General features: G+C 66.1%; 16 protein-coding genes. 4 read left to right on the plus strand and 12 right to left on the minus strand.

Annotation, left to right across the window (positions count from 1 at the left end; translation table 11 throughout):
* Window positions 1–15: 15 nt before the first annotated feature.
* The 5 genes from PKE71_RS09065 to PKE71_RS09085 form a co-directional block, all read right to left on the minus strand.
* The gene (locus PKE71_RS09065) at window positions 16–324 is read right to left on the minus strand and encodes a biotin/lipoyl-containing protein (RefSeq protein ID WP_271186644.1); all 309 of its coding nucleotides are present in this window, start codon (window positions 322–324) and stop codon (window positions 16–18) included.
* Complete coding sequence (locus tag PKE71_RS09070; RefSeq protein ID WP_271186645.1) at window positions 317–1,336, minus strand: alpha-ketoacid dehydrogenase subunit beta; 1,020 nt, start codon at window positions 1,334–1,336, stop codon at window positions 317–319. Before PKE71_RS09070 ends, PKE71_RS09065 begins: the two co-directional genes overlap by 8 nt.
* A gap of 13 nt (window positions 1,337–1,349) precedes the next feature.
* Window positions 1,350–2,318, minus strand: a complete 969-nt coding sequence (locus PKE71_RS09075) for a thiamine pyrophosphate-dependent dehydrogenase E1 component subunit alpha (RefSeq protein ID WP_271186646.1) — start codon at window positions 2,316–2,318, stop codon at window positions 1,350–1,352.
* A 97-nt stretch (window positions 2,319–2,415) separates the two neighbouring features.
* Window positions 2,416–4,236, minus strand: a complete 1,821-nt coding sequence (locus PKE71_RS09080; RefSeq protein WP_271186647.1) for a PHA/PHB synthase family protein — start codon at window positions 4,234–4,236, stop codon at window positions 2,416–2,418.
* Window positions 4,237–4,267: 31 nt separating this feature from the next.
* Window positions 4,268–4,672 carry a hypothetical protein gene (locus PKE71_RS09085; protein ID WP_271186648.1) on the minus strand — a complete coding sequence of 135 codons (405 nt, stop codon included), beginning with the start codon at window positions 4,670–4,672 and terminating at the stop codon, window positions 4,268–4,270.
* Window positions 4,673–4,843: 171 nt separating this feature from the next.
* Here PKE71_RS09085 and PKE71_RS09090 point away from each other — a divergent pair, with 171 nt between their 5' ends.
* The 3 genes from PKE71_RS09090 to PKE71_RS09100 all read left to right on the plus strand — a co-directional run bounded on the left by PKE71_RS09090 (window position 4,844) and on the right by PKE71_RS09100 (window position 12,229).
* Entirely contained in the window at window positions 4,844–6,640 is a 1,797-nt protein-coding gene (locus tag PKE71_RS09090; protein WP_271186649.1) for an adenosylcobalamin-dependent ribonucleoside-diphosphate reductase, read from the plus strand.
* Between the two features lie 77 nt (window positions 6,641–6,717).
* Complete coding sequence (locus PKE71_RS09095; protein ID WP_271186650.1) at window positions 6,718–9,456, plus strand: cation-translocating P-type ATPase; 2,739 nt, start codon at window positions 6,718–6,720, stop codon at window positions 9,454–9,456.
* A gap of 79 nt (window positions 9,457–9,535) precedes the next feature.
* Window positions 9,536–12,229, plus strand: a complete 2,694-nt coding sequence (locus PKE71_RS09100; RefSeq protein ID WP_271186651.1) for a bifunctional acetate--CoA ligase family protein/GNAT family N-acetyltransferase — start codon at window positions 9,536–9,538, stop codon at window positions 12,227–12,229.
* Between the two features lie 6 nt (window positions 12,230–12,235).
* Here the strand turns inward: PKE71_RS09100 and PKE71_RS09105 are convergent, their stop codons facing one another.
* Window positions 12,236–13,111: a universal stress protein gene (locus PKE71_RS09105; RefSeq protein ID WP_271186652.1), complete on the minus strand. Its 876-nt coding sequence runs from the start codon at window positions 13,109–13,111 to the stop codon at window positions 12,236–12,238.
* Window positions 13,112–14,069: 958 nt separating this feature from the next.
* Here PKE71_RS09105 and mazG point away from each other — a divergent pair.
* Window positions 14,070–14,888, plus strand: coding sequence for a nucleoside triphosphate pyrophosphohydrolase (gene mazG / locus PKE71_RS09110; protein WP_271186653.1), 819 nt, complete (start codon window positions 14,070–14,072; stop codon window positions 14,886–14,888).
* 7 nt (window positions 14,889–14,895) lie between these two features.
* Here mazG and hflX read toward each other — a convergent pair whose 3' ends face one another.
* From hflX to ntrX, 6 genes are all read right to left on the minus strand, one after another.
* Complete coding sequence (gene hflX / locus PKE71_RS09115; protein ID WP_271186654.1) at window positions 14,896–16,245, minus strand: GTPase HflX; 1,350 nt, start codon at window positions 16,243–16,245, stop codon at window positions 14,896–14,898.
* Window positions 16,242–16,517: an RNA chaperone Hfq gene (gene hfq, locus PKE71_RS09120; RefSeq protein ID WP_271186655.1), complete on the minus strand. Its 276-nt coding sequence runs from the start codon at window positions 16,515–16,517 to the stop codon at window positions 16,242–16,244. Before hfq ends, hflX begins: the two co-directional genes overlap by 4 nt.
* Before the next feature lie 107 nt (window positions 16,518–16,624).
* A complete protein-coding gene (locus PKE71_RS09125; protein ID WP_271186656.1) occupies window positions 16,625–17,473 on the minus strand; it encodes a D-amino-acid transaminase in 849 nt (282 codons plus the stop codon).
* Window positions 17,474–17,483: 10 nt separating this feature from the next.
* The gene (locus PKE71_RS09130; RefSeq protein ID WP_271186657.1) at window positions 17,484–18,887 is read right to left on the minus strand and encodes a potassium transporter TrkG; all 1,404 of its coding nucleotides are present in this window, start codon (window positions 18,885–18,887) and stop codon (window positions 17,484–17,486) included.
* A gap of 3 nt (window positions 18,888–18,890) precedes the next feature.
* Complete coding sequence (gene trkA, locus PKE71_RS09135) at window positions 18,891–20,264, minus strand: Trk system potassium transporter TrkA (protein WP_271186658.1); 1,374 nt, start codon at window positions 20,262–20,264, stop codon at window positions 18,891–18,893.
* 21 nt (window positions 20,265–20,285) lie between these two features.
* Window positions 20,286–21,674, minus strand: a complete 1,389-nt coding sequence (gene ntrX / locus PKE71_RS09140; protein WP_271186659.1) for a nitrogen assimilation response regulator NtrX — start codon at window positions 21,672–21,674, stop codon at window positions 20,286–20,288.
* Window positions 21,675–21,677: the final 3 nt, after the last annotated feature.

A 21,677-nucleotide genomic window follows, 5' to 3' on the forward strand; every position in this document is an offset into this window, starting at 1 on the left:
CTGTCGCCGGCGTTGTCACGCCTTCCTCTGCGGTTGGTAGTTCTTGATGAAAGCCGACACGTCGGCCTCCGATGCCTTGCCCGTCGCAATCACCCCGATCAGGGCTCCGACGGGGAGCTCGATCCCCGTCCCGACGACGATCCGCGACAGCATTCCGCCGGCCGGCGCCTCGCATTCATTCGCGCTCTTTGATGTCTCGACGTCGAACAGGTGTTCGCCCGCCCTCACCGTCTCGCCCTCCTTGCGGAGCCAGCGGCTGACCGATCCGGTTTCCATTGTCAGCCCCAGCTTGGGCAGGGTGATCGGTACCAGCCCCTCAGGCATCGGCCCGCTCTCTGACAATCGCGCGTACCGCCTGCTCGATATCGTCCGGACCGGGGATGTAGGCGTCCTCGAGTTCCGGGGCGAAGGGGACGGGGCAGTGCGGCGGCGTGACCTTGCGGATGGGCGCCTTGAGACTGTTGAATGCCTCTTCGGCGACGAGGCTGGCGATGTCGGCCGCCATGCCGCAGCGCGGATGCGCCTCATCGATGACGACCAGCCGGCCGGTGCTGCGCACGCTCGCCAGGATCGTCTCGGTGTCCAGCGGCGAAGTGGTGCGCGGGTCGATCACGGTGCACTGTATGCCGTCCTTGGCGAGCCGGTCGGCGGCCGTCTTCGCGAACCCGACCATGCGGCCCAGGGCCACCAGTGTGACGTCCCCGCCCTCGCAGACGATACGGGCCTCACCGAAGGGAATCGCGTAGGGCTTGTCCGGCACCTCCCCCGTGTCGTCGAACATCGCCTTGTGTTCAAAGAAGACCACGGGGTCGTCGTCGCGGATCGCCTGGGTTAGCAGCCCTTTCGCTTCGTAAGGTGAAGACGGAACGGCCACTTTCAGGCCCGGAAAGTGCGTGAAGACCGGATAGAGCATCTGGCTGTGCTGGCTTGCTGCCCGCACGCCGGCCCCGCAGAGGGTGCGGATCACCACCGGAGTCTTCGCCGTGCCGCCGAACATGTAGCGGAACTTGGCGATCTGGTTGAAAATCTGGTCGCCGCACACGCCGAAGAAGTCGACGAACATCAGCTGGGCCACAGGCCGCAAGCCGGTTACAGCCGCGCCGCCGGCCGCACCGATGAAGGCGCTTTCGCTGATCGGCGTGTCGAATACCCGGCCGCGGCCGAATTCGTTGAGCAGGCCCTTGGTGGCGCCGAGCACGCCGCCCCAGGCATCCTGGGCACCGCGCGCGCCCATGCCGCCGGCGATATCCTCGCCCAGAAGCACGACAGTGGGATCGCGGTGCATTTCGTCGCGCAAGGCCTCATTGATGGCCTGGCGGAAAGATTTCACGGACATCGCATTTCTCCCATCAATAGGCGGCGTAGACGTGGGTCGTCAGGGTTTCCGGCGCGGGCGGCGGAGCCGCCCTCGCCTGGGCCACCGCATCCTCGACCAATGCGCGCACCTCGGCATCGATGGCGTCGAGTTCGGCAGTGTCGAGCTGGCCGCCCTGGGTGGTGCGGGCCCGGAAGAACGCCAGGCAATCCAGGAAGCTGCGCTCCTCCTCCACCTCGCCGGGCGGACGATAGGTCATGGCATCGCCCTCGAAATGTCCGTAGTAGCGGGTGAATTCGATGTGGATGAAGCGCGGTCCGGCGCCATTGCGGATTGCTTCCAGCGCTTCCTGTGCGGCGCGGTAGACGGCAAAGAAATCATGCCCGTCCACCTTCTCGCCCTTGATGCCGAAGCCTTCGGCACGGCGGACCGGATCGTTGCCGCCGATCGACCAGTCGCTCGACGTGCTCTCGGCATAGCCATTGTCTTCCAGCACGAAGAGGACCGGCAGGTCGTAGACCCGGGCGAAGTTCAGCGATTCCAGCGTCGTGCCCTGGTTGAAGGCACCATCGCCGAAGAAGGCGACAGCCACTCCGCCATTGTCGAGCACACGTGCCGACAGCGCCGCGCCGCAGGCCAGCGGCGGACCACCGCCGACAATACCATTGGCGCCCAGCATGCCTTTGGAGATATCGGCAATATGCATCGAGCCGCCCTTGCCATGGCACAGCCCGTCCGCACGCCCGAAAATCTCCTTCATCATGGCCGTCACATCGCAGTCCTTGGCGATGGAATGACCATGGCCGCGGTGGGTCGAGGTGATCTGGTCCCCAGGCTGCAGGTTTTCGCACACGGCCACGGCTGCGGTTTCCTCGCCGGCATAGAGGTGTACGAAGCCGGGAATGCCGCCGCTCGCGAACTCCCGGTGCACCCGTTCCTCGAACTCCCGGATCGTGCGCATGCGGCGATAGGCGCGCAGCAGGTCTTCACGCTCTAGTCTCATGACCGGATCTCCCCGACTTCTTGATGTCGGATCGATCCTGAACGGCAGGACCGCGGCACGCTTTGACATTCGTCAAGTCGGTAACGGGAAACCGCTATCAGCTCATCTGGACATAGCAGCCCGGGGCCGGCCCGATAGGGGCATAGCCCTGCTCCGGCGCGCCCATCCGGGGCGGTGCGACACGGCTTGGCGAACCGCGCTCGGCCAGCCATCCGGCCCAGGCCGTCCACCACGAACCGTCCTGCGGCTCGACACCCGCCTTCCAGCGCTCCGGACTGAGATAATCGTCTTCCGGCTGGCGCGTCGCAATGCGGAAGGACCGGCCGATATGGCCCGGTTCGGAGACGATGCCCGCATTGTGCCCGCCGCTCGTCAGCACGAAAGTGATGGGCACCCGGGCAAAGAGATTGAGCTTGTAGACCGAAGCCCAGGGCGCGATGTGGTCCTTCTCGGTCCCGACCAGAAAGATCGGCGCGTCGATGTCGGACAGCGCAACTACCCGCCCCTCCACGGCGAACCGCCCCGCCGTCAGCCTGTTCTCCAGGAACAGGCCGCGCAGATATTCCGAATGCATGCGGGCGGGCATGCGGGTCTGGTCGGAATTCCAGATCGACAGGTCGAAGGGCTTGTCGCGTTCGCCGAGAAAATACTCCCGTGCTGCCTTCGACCAGAAAAGTTCGTCCGCCCGCAGCAAGGTGAAGGCGCCGGACATCTGATGGCCCTCCAGCACACCCTGATCCCACATCATGTCTTCCAGGCACGCGATCTGCGCATCGTCGACGAAGAGCAGCAGGTCGCCGGCCTCGGCAAAATCGACCTGGGCTGCGAGCAAGGTGATGGTGGCAAGCCGGTCGTCCCGGCGCCGCGCCATTTCCGAGGCGGCGATGGAAAGCAGCGTGCCGCCGAGGCAATAGCCACAGGCATGAACCTTCGCGCCCGGCTGGACGGCGCCGATCGTGTCGAGCGCGTCCATGATCCCGAAGGTACGGTAGTCGTCGAGCGACAGGTCGCGGTCGTCCGGCCCCGGATTGATCCAGGAGATCATGTAGACCGTGAAGCCCTGGCGGGTCAGCCAGCCGACCAGCGAGTTCTCGGGCGACAGGTCGAGGATATAGTATTTCATGATCCAGGCCGGTACGATCAGGATCGGTTCGGCATGCACGCTCCCGGTCTGCGGTGCGTACTGGATGAGCTCCATCAACCCGTTGCGGTAGATAACCTCTCCCGGCGTCGTGGCCAGGCTGTGACCGACCGCTTCCCGGACGGCCCGGTCATGCCCTTTGCCGCGGGTGACGCTGACCATGTCTTCCAGGAAATTGGCTGCGCCCTGCCAGAGATTGCGGCCATCTGTTTCCGCCGTGCGGCGCCATATGACGGGGTTGAGAACCGGGTTGTTGGCCGGACACACGGCGTCCATCGCGAAATCGGCCATGAAGGCCGTGCGCCGGACATTGCGTTCGTGCATGCCACGGACGGGACCGGTCGCCGCGTGCCACCAGCTGTCCGCTGCGGCCCAGGACTGGGCATAGAGATCGAAGGGCAGGTCGCGCCAGCCCGGATCGGCGAAACGAGCGTCCCTGCCCGTCTCGGGAAACGGCGGCTCTACATCGGACAGGCCCGCCAGGCGCTGCAGCGCGTAGCTGCCCAGCGCCCAGCCATCGGCCACGGCCTTCAGCCCCAAGGCTGCGCGGTGCGTGGGCGCCGCAGCCAGATTGATCGCCCAGTCGGCCCAGGGTGCCAGAACGGCGGACGGTGAAACGCCTCCGGTCAGGCGCGCCATGGCCGCGCGGGCTGTACGGTCAAGTGTGTGCGGATCCTCCGGAGCACCCCCACCGGCCGGGCGGGGCGCCGTATCGGCATCGGCTTCAGGGCCTGCGCCGCTCTCGGGCCGGCCCGTTTCCCGACGGGTCTTTTCCATCGCGCTTCCCTCCCGCCGGTGCCGGCAGGGCTCAGCGCCTGGACGCGCCGCCCTTGCCCGCATCCGGCAGTCCCGACATGGCGATCTGGGACAGGCGCCCGAACTCGTCCATATAATCCTGGAAGGCCGTCTGCGCCGCGCGTGTCGCGACCTCGCCGGCATCAACCGGCGACTGGCAGGACGCCAGTTCGTCGAAATACTCGCGATAATGCCCGGCCCTCACGCTGGCGAGCCGAGCGGCTTCGCCATTGAAGGCCATCGCCCGCTGCCAGAAGCCGTTGGTCGCGGCTTCCATGACCGTCTTGATGTTTGAGGCGGCTTCGTTGACGGCGGCCGCAGCTGCTTCCGCCCGGCCATCGGCCTTGACGGCCGCGGGTGCCTTGTCCCTGCCGGTCGAGGTCCTGGTTTCGGTCTGGTTCGTGGTTGTGGTTGTCATGGTCGAAGCTCCGTGACTGGACGCGCTCTGGTCTGCTGTGACGGGCCTGCGGACGCATTGGCCCTGCACTCTATTGATCCGTTCCGGACCCATTCGCCACAACCCCGCAATTCTACGTAGCCGGCCCGGTTTCGCTTGGAGAGAGGCCTGTCAGACCGCTAGATTGCCGCCATGTTCCACTGGCCTGCCGCGATCTCCCGGCGTGTCTGGGAAGACAAGTATCGTCATGCCGATCCGGCCGAGACCTCACCGGACGATAGCTGGCGGCGTGTCGCAAACGCCCTCGCCGCGGCGGAAACGCAGGACAGTGCGGCATGGGCGGATCGCTTTTTCGGCGCGATGTCGGGTTTCCGCTTCCTGCCCGGCGGCCGCATACTGGCGGGCGCGGGAACCGGGCGCGACGTCACCCTGTTCAACTGTTTTGTCATGGGCACCCTGGAGGACACGGTCGCGGGCATATTTGGCGCCCTGGAGGAGAGCGCCCGCACCATGCAGCAGGGCGGCGGCATCGGGATCGACTTCTCTCCGCTGCGTCCCTGCAGCATGCCGGCGCGCCGGACCGGAAACATCGCAACCGGACCGGTTTCCTTCATGCGGATATGGGATGCCATGTGTGCCACAATCCTGTCCGCCGGCGCCCGCCGCGGCGCCATGATGGCAACCCTGCGCTGCGACCATCCCGACATCGAGACGTTCATCGATGCCAAGCGCGAGCCCGGGCAATTGCGTCATTTCAACCTGTCGGTCCTGGTATCCGATGCCTTCATGGAGGCCGTGCGCACCGACGGCGACTGGCTGCTCGTCTTCCCCTCGACCGGCCAAAAGGCCAGAGGGGAGACGGTCGTGCGACCATGGTCCGGCGCGCCGGAGCCGGTGCCGTGCCGCATCCTGCGCCGGATCCGGGCCCGCGACCTCTGGGCAAGGATCACCGACACCGCATATGACACCGCCGAACCGGGCGTACTTTTTGTCGACCGGATCAACCGGCTCAACAATCTGGCCTATTGCGAATGCATCACGGCGACCAACCCGTGCGGTGAAATACCGCTGCCGCCCTATGGCGCCTGCGATCTCGGCTCCATCAACCTGACCCGCTTCGTGCAACATCCTTTTACGCCCCGGGCCCGGCTCGACACCGGCGCTATCGAAGCGATCGTGCCGGTCGCGGTACGCCTGCTCGACAATGTCATAGACATCTCCCGCTTCCCGCTGGACGCCCAGGCCGAAATGGCCCGACAGACCCGGCGCATCGGACTGGGAATGACCGGTCTGGCCGATACCTTTCTCATGCTGGGCCTGGATTATGGTGAAGACACCGCCAGGCAATTGGCTGCCGAAACCATGCGCCGCATCTGCCACGCCGCCTATCGCGCCTCCATCGCACTCGCCCGGGACAAGGGCCCCTTTCCCCGTTTCGAGCGCGACGCCTATCTGGCGGGCGGCTTCGTCTCGGCCCTGCCTGCCGATATCCGCGATGCCATCGCCGCATACGGCATCCGCAACAGCCACCTCCTCGCCATCGCTCCGACGGGCAGTATCAGCCTCCTGGCCGGCAATGTCTCAAGCGGGCTGGAACCGATCTTCGCCGGGCGGTTCCGGCGACGTGTCATCGGTCCGGACGGCGAGCCGGTCTCGCTGGATCTGACCGATTACGCGCTGGCAGTGTGGCGCGGAATGGCGCGTCACGAAGACGGCGTGCCCCACGGTTTTGTGACCGCCACCGACCTGCCGGCTGAGGCCCATCTCGACATGCAGGCCGCGCTGCAGCCCCATGTCGACAATGCCATCTCAAAAACCGTCAACGTTCCGGCCGACTGCACGCGCGAGGCCTTCGCGGGCCTCTACGAGCGCGCTTTCGCGCTGGGTCTCAAGGGATGCACCGTCTTCCGGCCCAATCCCGTGACCGGTGCGGTCCTGACCGGAGAAGATCGACCGGAGGACCGGCATTGCTGCCGGGTCGAGGCGTGACGAATTGGCCGCTGCGACCTGCCGTGTCCGGCGTATAGGATAACTGCAGCCGCCGGCCCAGGGGAGGACGACCGATCATGCAGCTGCCCGTCGACGAAAGGCCTGGTGGAGAGACAGCCCCGCCGGCGCCCAGCCCCGACTGGCATGCCCTGCCGGTCGAACAGGTGTTCGACCGGCTGACGACCGGTCCGCAGGGCCTTTCCGGTGATGCGGCCCGCGACCGGCTCGACCGCTACGGCACAAACCGCCTGGACGATCGCCGCCGGATCGGCTGGCCCCGCCTGATGGCGCGGCAGTTCCAGAACGTGCTGATTCTTATCCTGGTGGTCGCGGTGGCGATCTCCCTGGCAATCGGCGAACGTGTCGATGCCGCGGCAATTGCTGCCATCATCCTGCTCAACGCCGCCCTCGGCTTCATCCAGGAATGGCGCGCGGAGCGGGCGCTCGACGCCCTGCGCCGGATGCTGGCGCCGACCTCCACCGTGATACGCGACGGTCGCCGCCAGGAGATCGATCGCGGCGACCTCGTGCCCGGCGACATCGTCTGCCTGAAGCGCGGCGACCGGACCCCGGCGGATATCCGTCTCATCGAGACCGTCGATCTGCGCGCCGACGAGGCCGCCCTGACCGGCGAAGCGGCACCGGTTAGCAAGCATCCCGCACCGACATCTCCGCAGGTCCACCTTGCCGCGCGCACGGGCATGAGCTGGATGGGCACGGATATCGTGGCGGGACAGGGCCAGGGCGTGGTCGTGGCGACCGGCATGGCGACCGAGTTCGGCCGCATCGCGGCCCTGGCACAAGCGGCCGGCGACACCGGTACGCCACTGCAACGCAAGCTGGATCGTCTGGGACGCCGTCTGGCGCTGTTCGCTATCGCGGTGTCGGTCCTGGTCACTGCAGCCGGCTGGCTGGCGGGCCGTCCCCTCGACGAAATGGCCTTGACGGCCATTTCCCTGGCTGTCGCCGTTGTTCCGGAAGGCCTGCCGGCTGTGGTGACGATCGTACTGGCGCTCGGCGCCGCGGCCATGGTGCGCCACAATGCTCTTGTCCGGCGTCTTCAGGCGATCGAGGCGCTCGGCGCGGCGACTGTCGTGTGCACCGACAAGACCGGCACGCTGACCCGCGGCGAGATGACCGTGACCGATATCTGGTTGCCCGCCGGGTCCGTCTCGGTTGACGGTGCGGGCGACCGTCCGCACGGCCATTTCCACGAGGACGGCCATGTGATCGCCGCTGACTCCCGGCCTGACCTGATGGCAGCGCTGGAGACCGGCAATGTGTGCAATCACGCCAGCCTGGCCCAAGAAGACGGCCGGTGGCGGGTGACAGGCGAGCCGACGGAGGCTGCCCTCAAGGTGGCCGCTGCCAAGGCCGGATTTTCCGACGGCGCGCCGGTGCGGGTTTGCGAATTTCCCTTTGACTCAGACCGCAAGCGCATGAGCGTGATCGTCGATCATGAAAGCGGGCAACGCCTCCACATGAAAGGGGCGCCCGAAGTCGTGCTGGCGTTTGCGACCCACATACTCGATGGCGCAACCGTTCGCCCGATTGTCGATGCCGATCGTCATGTCACCCTCGCCGCCTATCACAACATGGCCGCCCGTGGTCTGCGCACGCTGGCCGTTGCCCGCCGTGACCTGCCGGCAAATGCGGAGACCCCGGGCCCGCAGACGGCCGAGACGGGGCTGACATTGCTTGGTGTCTTCGGCATTTCCGATCCACCGCGGGCCGAGGCCCGCCACGCCGTTGATACCGCCCGTTCCGCGGGAATAGGCGTGATCATGATTACCGGCGATGCGGCGCCCACCGCCGCGGCCATTGCCGGCCAGCTGGACCTGCCAACCAATCTGGTGCTGGCGCGCTCCGAATTTGCCGAGCTGGCCGATGCCGAGCTGGCAGAGAAGCTGAAAGCCGGGGCAGTGCTGGCGCGTGCGACGCCGGAAGACAAGATGCGTGTCGTCCGGTTGCTGCAGGCCCGGGGCGAGATCGTCGCGATGACCGGCGACGGCGTGAACGATGCACCCGCGCTCAAACAGGCCGATATCGGCGTCGCCATGGGCGTTCGCGGTACCGACGTCGCTAAGAATGTCGCGGACATCGTGTTGCTGGACGACAATTTCGCTTCGATAATTGCCGCCATCCGCGAAGGGCGGCGCCAGTTCGCCAATATCCAGAAATTCGTCCGATACCTGCTGTCGTCCAATATCGGCGAAGTCCTGGCCGTGGCGGTCGCCCTCATCGCCGGGGGACCGATGATCCTGCTGCCGGTCCAGATCCTGTGGATGAACCTCGTCACCGACGGGCTTTCGGCTCTCGCCCTGGGTGTTGAAAAAGGCGAGCCTGATCTGATGGAACAGCCACCGCGACGACCGTCGGAAGGCGTGCTGGACCGGCCCGCCATGCTGTTGGTCTCAGCGCTGGGCGGCTATCTCGCACTGGGCGCGCTGGGCCTGTTCGCCGTTTATCTCGCCACGCCGGATCTCGCGGCGCGCGCCCAGACCATGGCCTTCACGGCGATGATCGTGATGGAAAAGTTCAACGTGATGAATTTCCGCACCATGCACGAACCGGCAACCCGGATCGGCCTGTTCTCCAACCGCCTTCTGATCGGTGCCGTCGCCGCCACGCTGGGTCTGCAGGTTCTCGCCGTCCACGCGCCGATCCTGCAGCCCATCCTTCACACCGTGCCGCTGACCCTTGCGGACTGGGGCGTCATCCTGGCCGTATCCGCGCCGATCTTTCTGATACCGGAGAGCGTCAAGTGGCTGTTGTGGCATCGACGCCGGCGTCACCACATACAGGTGGTACAATGACCCCGGTCAATGCGGACGTCCTGAAGACAGGTTCTATCGCCGGGTCTTCACCCGTCGCAGCACAAAGCGAGGTCCCCAGTTGAGCATCCGAAATCTCGACGCTCTCTTCCGGCCGCAGAGCGTGGCCCTGATCGGAGCCAGCAATCGCCCGGGTTCGGTCGGCGAGGTCACGGCCCGCAACCTGTTCCGGAGCGGGTTCCCGGGCCTCGTCATGCCGGTCAATCCGAAGTATCGCTCGATCGCCGGCGTTCTGGCCTATCCCGATATTGCATCCTTGCCGGAAACGCCCGACCTCGCCGTCATCTGCACCCCGCCTGACACCGTGCCGGACATCATCGCCGAACTGGGCGCGCGCGGCACGCGGGCGGCCGTCATCGTCACGGCCGGCTTCGGCGAAGGCGGACATGAGGCGGGCCTGGCCCGCCGCCAGGCCGTGCTCGACGCTGCCCGGCCGCACCTGATGCGCATCGTCGGTCCCAACTGCCTGGGCATCGTCGTGCCGCCGGCCGGGCTCAATGCCAGCTTCTCCCATCTGATGCCCGGCACAGGCGGGCTGGCCTTCGCCACCCAGTCCGGCGCCATCGTGACCTCGGTGGTCGACTGGGCGGCAGCCCGCGATATCGGCTTTTCCCACCTCGTATCGCTGGGCGACATGATCGACGTCGATTTCGGCGACATGCTGGACTATCTCGCCCGCGACCCGGGAACCAATGCGATCCTGCTCTATGTCGAGGCCATTACCTCTGCCCGCAAGTTCATGTCGGCCGCGCGGGCGGCGGCCCGCATGAAACCGGTGATCGTGGTAAAGGCGGGACGGCACGCCGAAGGCGCCGCCGCCGCCGCTTCACACACCGGAGCCCTGGCGGGCGAGGATGCGGTCTATGATGCCGTCTTCCGCCGGGCCGGCCTGTTGCGGGTCTATTCCCTGGAAGACCTGTTCCACGCCGCCGGCATCCTTGCCACGCGGCAGCGCCCGGCCGGCGACCGGCTGGCGATCCTGTCCAATGGCGGCGGAATCGCCGTGCTGGCAACCGACGCGCTGATCGATGAGGGCGGCGCGCTGGCCCCTCTGGACACGGCCACCCGCCAGAGGCTCGACGGCGTCCTGCCGCCAACCTGGCCGCACGGCAACCCGGTCGACATCATCGGTGATGCCGACGGTCCGCGTTATGCGGCAGCGCTCGAGGCATTGCTGGAGAGCGACAGCAATGACGCCGTCCTCGTGCTCAACTGTCCGACCGGCGTAACCTCCTCGCTGGAGGCCGCCGAAGCCGTGATCGACACGGTCACGCGCATGGCGCCGGACAAGCCGGTGCTGACCAGCTGGGTCGGCGAGCTGACCGCCCGCGCGGCCCGTACCCGCTTCGCCGCGTCCCGCATGGCCGATTTCGCCACGCCGGAAGAAGCGGTGAAGGCTTTCATGTACCTGGTCGAAGACCGGCGCGCCCGCGAGACCCTGATGGAGACGCCGCCCGCACAGCCTGGCGACATCCGGCCCGACCGGGACGGCGCTGCGACCATTCTCTCGGCCGCGATCCGCGAAGGCCGTGAGTGGCTCTCTGAACCGGAAGCGAAGTCCGTGATGGACGCCTATGGCATCCCGGTCTCTCCAACGGCGGTCGCCCGCACGCCCGCCGACGCTGCAGCCCGCGCCGAGGAGTTCGCCGTCCCCGTCGCCCTGAAAATCCTGTCGCGGGATATCACGCACAAGTCCGATGTCGGCGGCGTGGCCCTGAACCTGACCGGCGCTGATGCCGTCGCGGCGGCCGCGCAGGCCATGCTTGACCGTGTCGCCAGGCATCGCCCGGGAGCCCGTATCGACGGCTTCACCGTCCAACCCATGATCGAGCGGCCCGGCGCTCACGAGCTCATTCTCGGCCTCAAGGAAGACGCCCAGTTCGGCCCGGTCGTGCTGTTCGGACAGGGTGGCGTTTCCGTGGAAGTCGTGGCGGACCGCGCCATCGGCCTGCCGCCGCTGAACATGAAGCTGGCCCGAGAACTGATCGGCCGTACGCGGGTTGTGCACCTGCTGCGCGGCTATCGCGACCGGCCGGCGGCCGATCTCGACGGCATCGCGGTCAGCCTGATCCGCATCGCCCAGCTGGCTGCCGACCATCCGCAGATCGTCGAACTCGACATCAATCCGCTGCTGGCGGACGCCACCGGCGTGATCGCACTGGACGCCCGGATCCGCGTCGCGGACCGGGCCGGCAGCGGGCTGGACCGGCTGGCGATCCGGCCCTACCCGGCGGAACTGGAAACCCCCGTGGAACTGGCGGGCATCGGCCCCGCCATACTGCGTCCCGTGCGGCCGGAGGACGAGCCGGCCTTCCACGGTGCCTTCGCCCGGCTGGCCGAGGAGGAAACCCAGCTGCGCCTGTTCGGTCCCGTGGCAATATCCGGTCATGCCGCTGCGGCGCGCTTCACACAAATCGACTATGACCGGGAGATGAGCCTGGTTCTTGCCGAGCCGGGGCCGGCCGGGAAAGCAACACTCTATGGCATTGTCCGCATGAGCGCGGATCCGGACGGCGAGCGCGCCGAATTCACGCTGATCGTTCAGCCCGACAAGGCCGGCGCCGGTGTCGGCACCTGCCTGATGACACATCTGATTGCCTGCGCCCGCAGCCGCGGAATCGGCGAACTGTTCGCACTGGTTCCCGCCGGCAATGCCGCCATGCTCGCTCTGGCGCACGACCTCGGCTTCCACGCGGAACGCGTAGCCGATCGCGAGGGTTTGACGCGCGTCTTCCTGCATCTGACGCAGGCATGATCGCGCCTAGTGTGCCAGCAATACCGGGCATTCGGCCTCGTGGAGAAGACGGCGCGTGAACCCGCCCAGCACGGTCTGCTGCAGCCGGCCGTGAGAATAGGCACCCATGACGACCAGTTCCGGTTCATCGGCATCGATCACTTTCATCATCACGTCTTCGGCCCGTTCAAACAGGCTCCGCTCAAGCTGCCGCGGTTCGGCGGCAATACCATGCAGACGCAGATAGGCCGAGGCAGCCTCGGCCGAAAGCTGGTCCTTTTCCGTATCGCCGATAGACAGCAGGGAGACGGCGCGTGCGGCGGCCAGCAGCGGCCGCGCCGCCAGCAGGGCCCGCGCGGCCTCCAGCCCGCCATTCCAGGCGACAACAATGGTGGCGGGAACGTGTTTGATGCGCGTTTCACGGCCGAACACGAGAAGCGGCCGCGCCGATCCGAACAGCACAGATTCCATGAGGCCGTACTCGTCGCGCCGGTCGACCGCGTCGGGTCTCACCATGACCGAGAGATCGCAAAGGCGGGCCCGCTCACCGAGCCCGTAGACGCTGCCAGCCTCGAACTCGCTCCAGGACGCCGTCGGCGCCTGCTCCGGCCGGACTTCCCCCAGCTCGACCACATCCAGCTTGTGAGTCCTGCACAGACCTTCAAAGCGCGTCTTGAGTTCCCGCGCCGCCGATGCAATCGCTTCGGACAAGGCATCGTAATTGCTTTGCAGATAGGGAACGGCAACCGGATTATACATCCCGCCGGGCAGCTCGACGCGGGGCCGGGCATGGACCACGTCGAGATGCGCCCCGAAATGCCGGGCCAGAACCAGGGCGTTCTTGAAGCCGGTCTCACAGGTCCCGGCGTCGACAAAGGGTATGGTGATCTTGCGGATGTCCATCGTCCCACTCCTTGAAACGCGTGAAGAGTGGAACCGGCCGCGGGCCGTGGCATTGACGCGGATCAAAACCGCCCCAAAGTCACGTCCTGCAGGACGAAGAACACGCCGACGGCAGTGTCTGCAGGAACAAGCGCGACACACGACAATCAGTATCTTTCCATGCCAGCCTTGATGTATGAAATGCGCGGTGTGGATAACTGGGGCGGCCCGCTACTCGGCCTCAGCGGCCAGATACGAGTGTAGACGGCGGGCTTGAGGCAGTTGGCCGGTAGTCAATAGATCCAGCACAGAATACCCGTCGAAAGTGTCGTTCTTGCGTTTGATCCAAGCATATCCCCGCACTGGGGGCCTTGTGGATGCCCAACAAGGGCGAGAACCGGCCCCCCCAAAGCCCGATCGAAGGTACAGCCACTATCATCTCGCCACTTGCCATACGTATCCACGTTTACATCAAGGACAGCGGTGGCGTCCGTATCATCCAGCTGCCGGCTCACGAACAACCTGACCACAGCCCGGAACCCCTCCGCGATTTATTCTTCGGTTGGCGAGCGAAACTGCTCGAGAAACTCCGTCTCGGAATTTTGCATCGTTCGCCCTCCCGCAGCCTAGTTGTTGACGTAGACAGCATAATGAATCGAACGCCGGCGCAGAGCCTGCCGGCATCCGAAGTCAGGCAAAACTCCGCCTGCAGCGGTCTGCGAAAGTTCCGCCTGTGCGCGAAATTGATGTCGCAATCCGGCGCTGTTACTCCGGCCCCTCGTCAAATCCAATCCAAAATTCTGAATTGATTTCAACACACAATGCCTGATTATCAAACCAGCACCTCATTCGGGTTTCTGGTTCGCGTGGTATGGCAGGTGCATTCTGCGTTGGTGCTTGAAGTATCCTGCATCGCGTCATGCGGCCGTTCCGGGCTAGCATGGCGCGCGAATCCCGCGACCGCCGCCACGGAGCCGACATGACCGCGCCATCGCCCGATCTCGCCCCTATCGATCGCCTCCTCGCCATCATGTCGAAACTGCGCGATCCGGATGGCGGATGCCCCTGGGATCTGGAGCAGGATTTCCGCTCGATTGCGCCCTACACGATCGAGGAAGCGTATGAGGTTGCCGACGCGATCGAGCGCGAGGCTCATGGCGAGCTGAAGGACGAGCTGGGCGATCTTCTCCTGCAGGTCGTGTTCCACGCCCAGATGGCGAAGGAAGCCGGCCTGTTCGACTTTGCCGATGTCTGCCGGGCCATCAATGACAAGATGATCCGCCGGCATCCCCATGTTTTCGGCGATGCGGACACGCGCGACAGCGAAACCCAGACTGTTGAATGGGAAGCCATCAAGGCGGCCGAGCGCGCCGGATCGGCCAAGGGCGATCGCGTGCTGGACGATGTGCCGGTCGCCCTGCCCGCCCTCAAGCGCGCCCAGAAGCTCCAGAAGCGCGCGGCGCGCGTCGGGTTCGACTGGCCGGACGCCGGGCGCGTCCTCGACAAGGTGGATGAGGAAATCGCCGAGGTTCGTGAGGCGATCGCTTCGGGCAATGCGGCGCATATCGCCGAGGAGATCGGCGATCTGATGTTTGTCTGCACCAATCTCGGCCGCAAGCTGAAGGTCGATGTCGAGACCGCGACGCGTGATGCCAACGCCAAGTTCGAACGCCGCTTCCGCTATATCGAGGATCGCCTTGCGGCCCAGGGACGCAAGCCCGAGGACGCCAGCCTGGACGAGATGGAAGCGTTGTGGACCGAGGCAAAGCTCAAGGAGAAGGCCGCGGCACCGGCCTGAATCCCCCCTAGAATTCGTCCTCTTCCACCTCGCCAATCCCTTGCGGAATGGCGAGATCGGGGAATTGAGCCCGGAAGCGGCCGGCCTCGGCCGGTGCGAGCCGTACGCGCACCGTCGTCACGCCGGTTTCGGGATCCATCTGGCTGTCGCGAATCTCGCCATGGGAATGCAGCCAGGCCAGCGCGCGCGGCTGTTCCGGCGGCACGCGCACCTCGATCCGCTCGTCATCGGTCGCCAGAGCTCTCTCGATGGCATCGACCAGCGCGTCCACGCCATCGCCCGAGATCGCCGACAGCGGGAGCTTGACGGCCCGGCCCGCCTTCATGTTGGCGATGTCGGACTGGATGGCGAGATCCTCGGCCTCTTCAAGCGCCAGATTGTCGGCCTTGTTCCAGGCCTCGATCATCGGCTGTTCGTGTGCGGGGCCGGCCTCGATGGCGTCGAGCACGCTCATCACATCGCCGATCCGGCCTTCATGGTCCGGGTCGGAGGCGTCGATGACATGGACCAGGAGATTCGCTTCGCGCACCTCTTCCAGCGTGGCCCGGAAGGCGGCGATCAGCTCGGTCGGCAGGTCGGTGATGAAGCCCACCGTGTCGGACAGGAGGATGCGGGTGCCACCGGGCAGATCCACGGCCCGTACAGTGGGGTCGAGCGTTGCGAAGGGCATGTCCTGTGCGAACACCCCTGCCCCGGTCAGCTTGTTGAAAAGCGTGGATTTTCCGGCATTGGTATAGCCGACCAGCGCGACCGTCGGGAACGGCACCTCCTGGCGCTGCGCGCGGTGCAGGCTGCGCGTGCGCCGGACATCCTCGAGCTGGCGGCGCAGCTTGGCCATCTTCTCGTTGAGCAGGCGCCGGTCGGTCTCGATCTGGGTCTCGCCCGGACCGGCCAGAAAGCCGCGGCCGCCGCGCTGGCGTTCCAGGTGGGTCCAGGTCCGCACCAGGCGCGAGCGCTCATAGGCCAGGCGCGCCAGTTCGACCTGCAGCACACCTTCCTTGGTGCGTGCGCGCTGGCCGAAGATTTCAAGGATCAGACCGGTTCGGTCTATCACCTTGACGTTCCACGCCTTTTCCAGATTTCTCTGTTGAATAGGCGACAAAGCCGTATCGATCACGGCGACATCCGCCGTGTTTTCCTCGATCCGCGCCTTCAATTCATCCAGCTTGCCGCGGCCGAAATAGCGTCCCGCATCGATCTTGCGGATCGGTGCGATAAAGGCCTCCGCCACCTCCAGGTCCAGCGCTTCGGCCAGACCGGTGGCTTCTTCCAGACGCGCTTCCGAGCGCGCCATGCCGTCGCGGGCAGCGGGATGAATGACAAGTGCGCGCGATACCGGCGCCTCGCGATCAATCAATCCGCGGTGCTTTCATCCGTTGCGTCATCCTCGTCCGTCCTGTCCGTATCGAACAACTGAACCGGCGCAGCCGGCATGATGGTCGAGATGGCGTGTTTGTAGACGAGCTGGGAAAGCCCGTCGCGGCGAAGAAGAACACAGAAGTTGTCGAACCAGGTTACGACGCCCTGAAGCTTCACACCATTGACCAGAAAAATGGTCAGCGGCGTTTTCGTCTTACGCACCGAGTTCAGGAAGACGTCCTGCAGGTTTTGTTTTTTATCGTGCGACATGTCGGCTCCACATGACTCGCTTGAAGCAAGCGATTCGCCAAACAGGGTATACAGCCCCCGCCATGGCCTGCAACCATCTCATCTTTCTGAGAAAGCCGGAATGTTGGTCACACGGCCGCCAGATAGGCCTGACGCAGCTCGGCAGATACCGAACCCGGTTCGCCATTTGCCACCGGACGGCCGTCAATCCGGGTCACCGGCATCACGAAATTCGTGGCCGATGTCAGGAAGGCCTCGCGGGCTTCGAGCGCTTCGGCGATCGTGAAGGGGCGTTCTTCCAGACGATAGCCGGCGGACGTCGCGACGCGGATCAGTGTTGCCCGCGTGATGCCGTGCAGAATGGCGTGATCGGCGGGCCGCGTGACCAGCGCGCCGTCGGCGGTCAGGATCCAGGCGTTTGACGACGTGCCCTCGGTGACAAAGCCGTCGGCATCAACTTGCCAGGCCTCATAGGCGCCGGCATCGCGCGCAGCCTGTTTGGCGAGCGTGTTGGGCAGCAGGTTCACGGTCTTGATATCGCAACGTGCCCAGCGCTGGTCGGGTACGGAGATGACCGAGACCCCCTGCGCTGCCCGTCCGGCCACGGCATCCAGATCGAGGCGCTTGGTCGTGAGAACCAGGGTCGGCCGTGTGCCGGGGGGCGGGAAGCCATGGTCGCGGCGCGCCCGGCCGCGACTGATCTGCAGATAGACCAAGCCATCGCCGATCCGGTTGCGGCGGATCAGTTCGCGGATCACGATGGTCAGCGCGGCCCGGGTGACCGGGTGCGCAATGCGCAGTTCGCCCAGGGACCGGTCGAGCCGGTCGAAATGCCCCTCGGCGTCCAGCAGTTCGCCCTTGCGCACGGCCCAGACCTCGTAGATCGCGTCGGCGAACTGGAAGCCCCGGTCCTCGATGTGTACGGCGGCAAGGTCGTGGCGCTGGAAGCGGCCGTTGACATAGGCAATCCTGGACACGCGTTCTCTCTTATTTCCTGATGAAGAGCGCCCATATGGCCGCGACCGCGGCGAGCACCTCCAGACGCCCGAGAATCATGGCTGAAATAAGGATCGGTTTGGCGTTGTCTGCAAGCTCGTCCCACCCGTGTCCCGCATTGGTTTCATGCAGCAGCGGCCCGGCATTCGCCAGCGCGGCTGCATTCGCCAGGAAGGCGGTCTGGAAATCCAGCCCGGCCAGTGTCAGCACCAGGGCGCCAAGGCCCAGACAGGCCAGGAAGCCCAGCACATAGGCCCAGATGCCGATCAGCGCCGTGTCACGCACCGAGCGCCCGCGGAAGGTGACGGGCACAAGGCTGGACGGATCGGTCAGCACGGCAAGTTCCGAGCCCATGCGCCGCCAGAGCAGGAGAATGCGGGAGATTTTCACACCGCCCGTGGTCGATGCCGCCGCCCCGCCCACGAGCGCCACGAAAACCGCCGCCACCGGAACCGGCGATGCAGGCGCGGACACGGTGTAGCCGCTGGTCGAAACGACGAAGAAGGCGTCGATGAAGCGCGAGGGAATGTGCGAGGTGTCGGCGATCACGTAGAGCCCGCCCAGACCGATGACGAGCGCGGCGATACCGGCAAGGTCGGGGTCCCGCAGCACGCCCCGGTCGCGCAAGACGTCCCAGAACAGGGCGATATTCACCGATCCGGCCAGACAGGCCAGCGCCACGATCAGCATCGATACCGTGCCGAAATTCGTCGCCAGCCCCCCATCAACCGGCGCATAGCCGGAGGTCGAGATCGCCGACATGGCCAGCACGCTGGCGTCGAAGAAACCATTGCCGGCAAACAGCAGCATGAGCCAGGTCACCGCGGTCAGCACGGCATAGACCAGTCCCACCCGCCGTGCCGCGACCGGCAGGTGGGAGAGGATATTGTCGGGCCGCACGGTCAGGAGTGCCGATTTCCGGATCGCAGGCACATCCCGGTCGAGCGCGGCGAAAACGGCAATGGCCAGCAACAGGGTCGCATACCCGCCCAGCCAGGCCAGCACGGCGCGCCAGAAGATCAGGGAGCGCGGCAGCTCGTCGGCGGGCAGCAGGGTCGCGCCGGTTGTGGTGAGGGCCGAATAGGCCTCGAACAGCGCATCCATCGGACCGAAATAGCCGGTCAGCCAGAATGGCAGCGCTGCAAAGGCGGGTGTCGTCACCCAGGCCAGCAGGGCCAGACCCAGCGCATCGAGTGCGCTGGCGCCCACCTGGATGCCCCGGGTGGCCGCGAGAACGAGCGCACCGGGCACAAAGGCGAGCCCGGCCGTGGTGATGAAGAAAGGCGCCAGATGCCATTCCTCCACGGCCGGCGCGCAGAGAGCTGCCAGCAGTGCGATCAGCGCGACCAGCACCCACAAGGCCCCGAGGGGGCGGAAGAGCGCCGCCGGCGACATGGATCAGAAGTATTCCAGGCTGACCCGGAACAGGTGCTCGACCTTGGGCACCAGAGCCTTGTTGCAGAACAGGAGAACGCGGTCATTCTCGCGGATCCGGCCCTCGTCGCAGGGCAGGATCACCTTGTCGCCGCGCACCACGGCGCCCAGCGCCACCCCGTCCGGCAACTCCAGCTCGTCCAGCGTCTTGCCGACCAGCGGCGAGGTCGACAGCGCGATTCCTTCCAGCGCTTCCGCCTCACCGCCGCCAAGCGTCTGCAGGCCGGTGATCCGGCCGCGGCGGATGTGCTGGAGAATGGTCGACACGGTGGTCGCGCGCGGATCGATCAGCACGTCGATGCCCAGCGGTTCGCGCATGCCCTCGAAGGTGCGGTCATTGATCAGGCTGAGGGCGCGCTCGGCCCCTTCCCGCTTGGCCATCACGCCGGAGAGCATGTTGACCTTGTCGTCATTGGTGACGCAGATGACCAGCTCGGCGTTGGCGACCCCGGCCTCGCGCAGCATGCGGGCATTCAGACCGTCGCCGTGCAGCACGACCGTCCGCTTGAGGCGTTCCGCGGCGTGTTCGGCGCGCGCCTTGTCGGCCTCGATCAGGCGCACCTTCACCCCGCCGGCGCGTTCCAGGGCGCGGGCGACATAGACACCGATATTGCCGGCCCCGACCACCACGACGCGGCGGATCTGCTCGGCGCTGCGGCCGAAAATATCCAGCAGACGCCGTACCTGCGCGCTTTCCGTGACGACATAGACATCGTCGCCGGGCAGCAGCGGGTCCTTGAGCTTGGGAATGAAGAGCGTGCGTTCGCGCTGCACACCGACCACGGCCAGACGCAGATCCGGGAAAAGCTCCATGACCTGTTCCGTCGTCGATCCGGCCACCGGCGAGGTTTCTTCCAGACGCAGCCCCAGCAGCTGTACCCGTCCGCCGGCGAACACCGCCGTGGAGAAGGCGCCGGGCGTTTCCACCCGCTGCAGGATGGCGCGGCCGACCTCGAGCTCCGGCGAGATCACCACATCGACGGGCAGATTGCCGGTGGAGAAGAGATCGCCCCAGGCCGGATCGAGATATTCCTGGGCCCGCACCCGGGCGATCCGCATCGGCGTGGAGAACAGGGAATGCCCGACCTGGCAGGCAATCATGTTCACCTCGTCCGAATAGGTCACGGCGACGAGGAGATCGGCTTCCGCCGCCCCGGCCTTTTCCAGTACGTCCGGGTGCGAGGCATGGCCGACCACGCCGCGCACGTCGAGGTCGGTCACGACATTGTCGATCAGCTCGGTCGACCAGTCGACGACGGTCACCGCATTACCTTCCCGGGCGAGCGCCCGGGCGATGCCCACGCCGACCTGCCCGGCTCCGCAGACTATGGCTTTCATGTCGTCTCCGTTGGGTGCGGACTAGGCCGCGCCGTCGCGCTGCGGCGAGGTGACGCCGAGCGATTTGAGTTTGCGGTGAAGCGCCGACCGCTCCATGCCGATAAAGGCCGCCGTGCGGGAGATATTGCCGCCGAACCGGTCGATCTGCGCCTTGAGGTATTCACGCTCGAAATTCTCCCGGGCCTCGCGCAGCGACAGGGCAATCATCTTCTCGGCATCGAAGCCGGTCTCGTGATTGTCGCGCGTGACGACTTCCGAAGGCAAGGCATCCAGCGTGATCGGCTCGCTGGCCGGACCGGTGGCGAGGATCAGCAGGCGCTCGATATTGTTGCGCAGCTGGCGGACATTGCCCGGCCAGCTGTGCGCCTGCAGCGCCGCCATGACATCGTCGCCGAAGGCGCGCAGCGGCAGGCCGGCGGACTGCGTCAGGGTCTTCACGAAATGATCGACCAGCGCGGGAATATCCTCGCGCCGCTCGGCCAGGGCCGGCACGGTGACCGGCACCACGGCGAGACGGTGGTAGAGATCCTCGCGGAAACGGCCTTCCTGGATGCGCACGGCCAGATCCTGGGCGGTCGAGGAGATCACCCGCACATTGACCTGCACATCCCCGGCCCCGCCGATCCGGCGGAAGCGCTGTTCCACCAGCAGGCGCAGGAGCTTGCTCTGGGTGGCCGTCGGCATGTCGGCGATCTCGTCGAGATAGAGCGTACCGCCATGGGCCCGCTCCAGCAGGCCGACATGCTTGACCGAGCCGTCATCATTCTCGCGGCCGAAGAGTTCCTCCTCGACGCCTTCCGGTGACATGCCCGGCGCGCTGACGGCGACGAAGTCGGCGCCCGAGCGCGGCGAGTTCTCGTGGATCAGGCGGGCAACGAGTTCCTTGCCGGCACCCGAGGGACCGCGGATCAGGACGCGGCTGTTTGTCGGCGCGACGCGCTCGATCAACTGGCGCACCTGCAGGATGCCGCTGGAATCGCCGATCAGCGTGCTCTGGGCCTGGGTGCGGGCGCGCAGGTCGGCATTCTCGCTGCGCAGGCGGCTGGTCTCCAGCGCCCGCTTGACCGTGAGCAGCAGCTTGTCGCTCTTGAAGGGCTTCTCGAGGAAGTCATAGGCGCCCTTGCGAATGGCCGCGACGGCGGTCTCGATCGTGCCATGACCGGAAATCACGATCACCGGCAGGTCCGGATCGAGCGCGCGGAACTCGTCGAGCAGTTCGATCCCGTCCAGCCGGCTGCCCTGCAGCCAGACATCCAGGATGATCAGCGACGGTTTGCGCTGCCGGATCACCGCCAGGGCGCCATCGGCATCGGCGGCCTCGCGCGGCTCATAGCCGTCATCCTCGAGCAAGCCGCCGATCAGCTCGCGAATATCGGCCTCGTCGTCGACGATGAGAATATCCCGGGCCATCTA

The organism is Maricaulis virginensis, from assembly GCF_027922185.1.
GTDB lineage: Bacteria > Pseudomonadota > Alphaproteobacteria > Caulobacterales > Maricaulaceae > Maricaulis > Maricaulis virginensis.

Bases quoted from the DNA above. Each gene is read 5' to 3' on its own strand.
- PKE71_RS09065 (WP_271186644.1), bottom strand. From the start codon at position 324: ATGCCTGAGGGGCTGGTACCGATCACCCTGCCCAAGCTGGGGCTGACA.
- PKE71_RS09070 (WP_271186645.1), bottom strand. From the start codon at position 1,336: ATGTCCGTGAAATCTTTCCGCCAGGCCATCAATGAGGCCTTGCGCGAC.
- PKE71_RS09075 (WP_271186646.1), bottom strand. From the start codon at position 2,318: ATGAGACTAGAGCGTGAAGACCTGCTGCGCGCCTATCGCCGCATGCGC.
- PKE71_RS09080 (WP_271186647.1), bottom strand. From the start codon at position 4,236: ATGGAAAAGACCCGTCGGGAAACGGGCCGGCCCGAGAGCGGCGCAGGC.
- PKE71_RS09085 (WP_271186648.1), bottom strand. From the start codon at position 4,672: ATGACAACCACAACCACGAACCAGACCGAAACCAGGACCTCGACCGGC.
- PKE71_RS09090 (WP_271186649.1), top strand. From the start codon at position 4,844: ATGTTCCACTGGCCTGCCGCGATCTCCCGGCGTGTCTGGGAAGACAAG.
- PKE71_RS09095 (WP_271186650.1), top strand. From the start codon at position 6,718: ATGCAGCTGCCCGTCGACGAAAGGCCTGGTGGAGAGACAGCCCCGCCG.
- PKE71_RS09105 (WP_271186652.1), bottom strand. From the start codon at position 13,111: ATGGACATCCGCAAGATCACCATACCCTTTGTCGACGCCGGGACCTGT.
- mazG (WP_271186653.1), top strand. From the start codon at position 14,070: ATGACCGCGCCATCGCCCGATCTCGCCCCTATCGATCGCCTCCTCGCC.
- hfq (WP_271186655.1), bottom strand. From the start codon at position 16,517: ATGTCGCACGATAAAAAACAAAACCTGCAGGACGTCTTCCTGAACTCG.
- PKE71_RS09130 (WP_271186657.1), bottom strand. From the start codon at position 18,887: ATGTCGCCGGCGGCGCTCTTCCGCCCCCTCGGGGCCTTGTGGGTGCTG.
- trkA (WP_271186658.1), bottom strand. From the start codon at position 20,264: ATGAAAGCCATAGTCTGCGGAGCCGGGCAGGTCGGCGTGGGCATCGCC.
- ntrX (WP_271186659.1), bottom strand. From the start codon at position 21,674: ATGGCCCGGGATATTCTCATCGTCGACGACGAGGCCGATATTCGCGAG.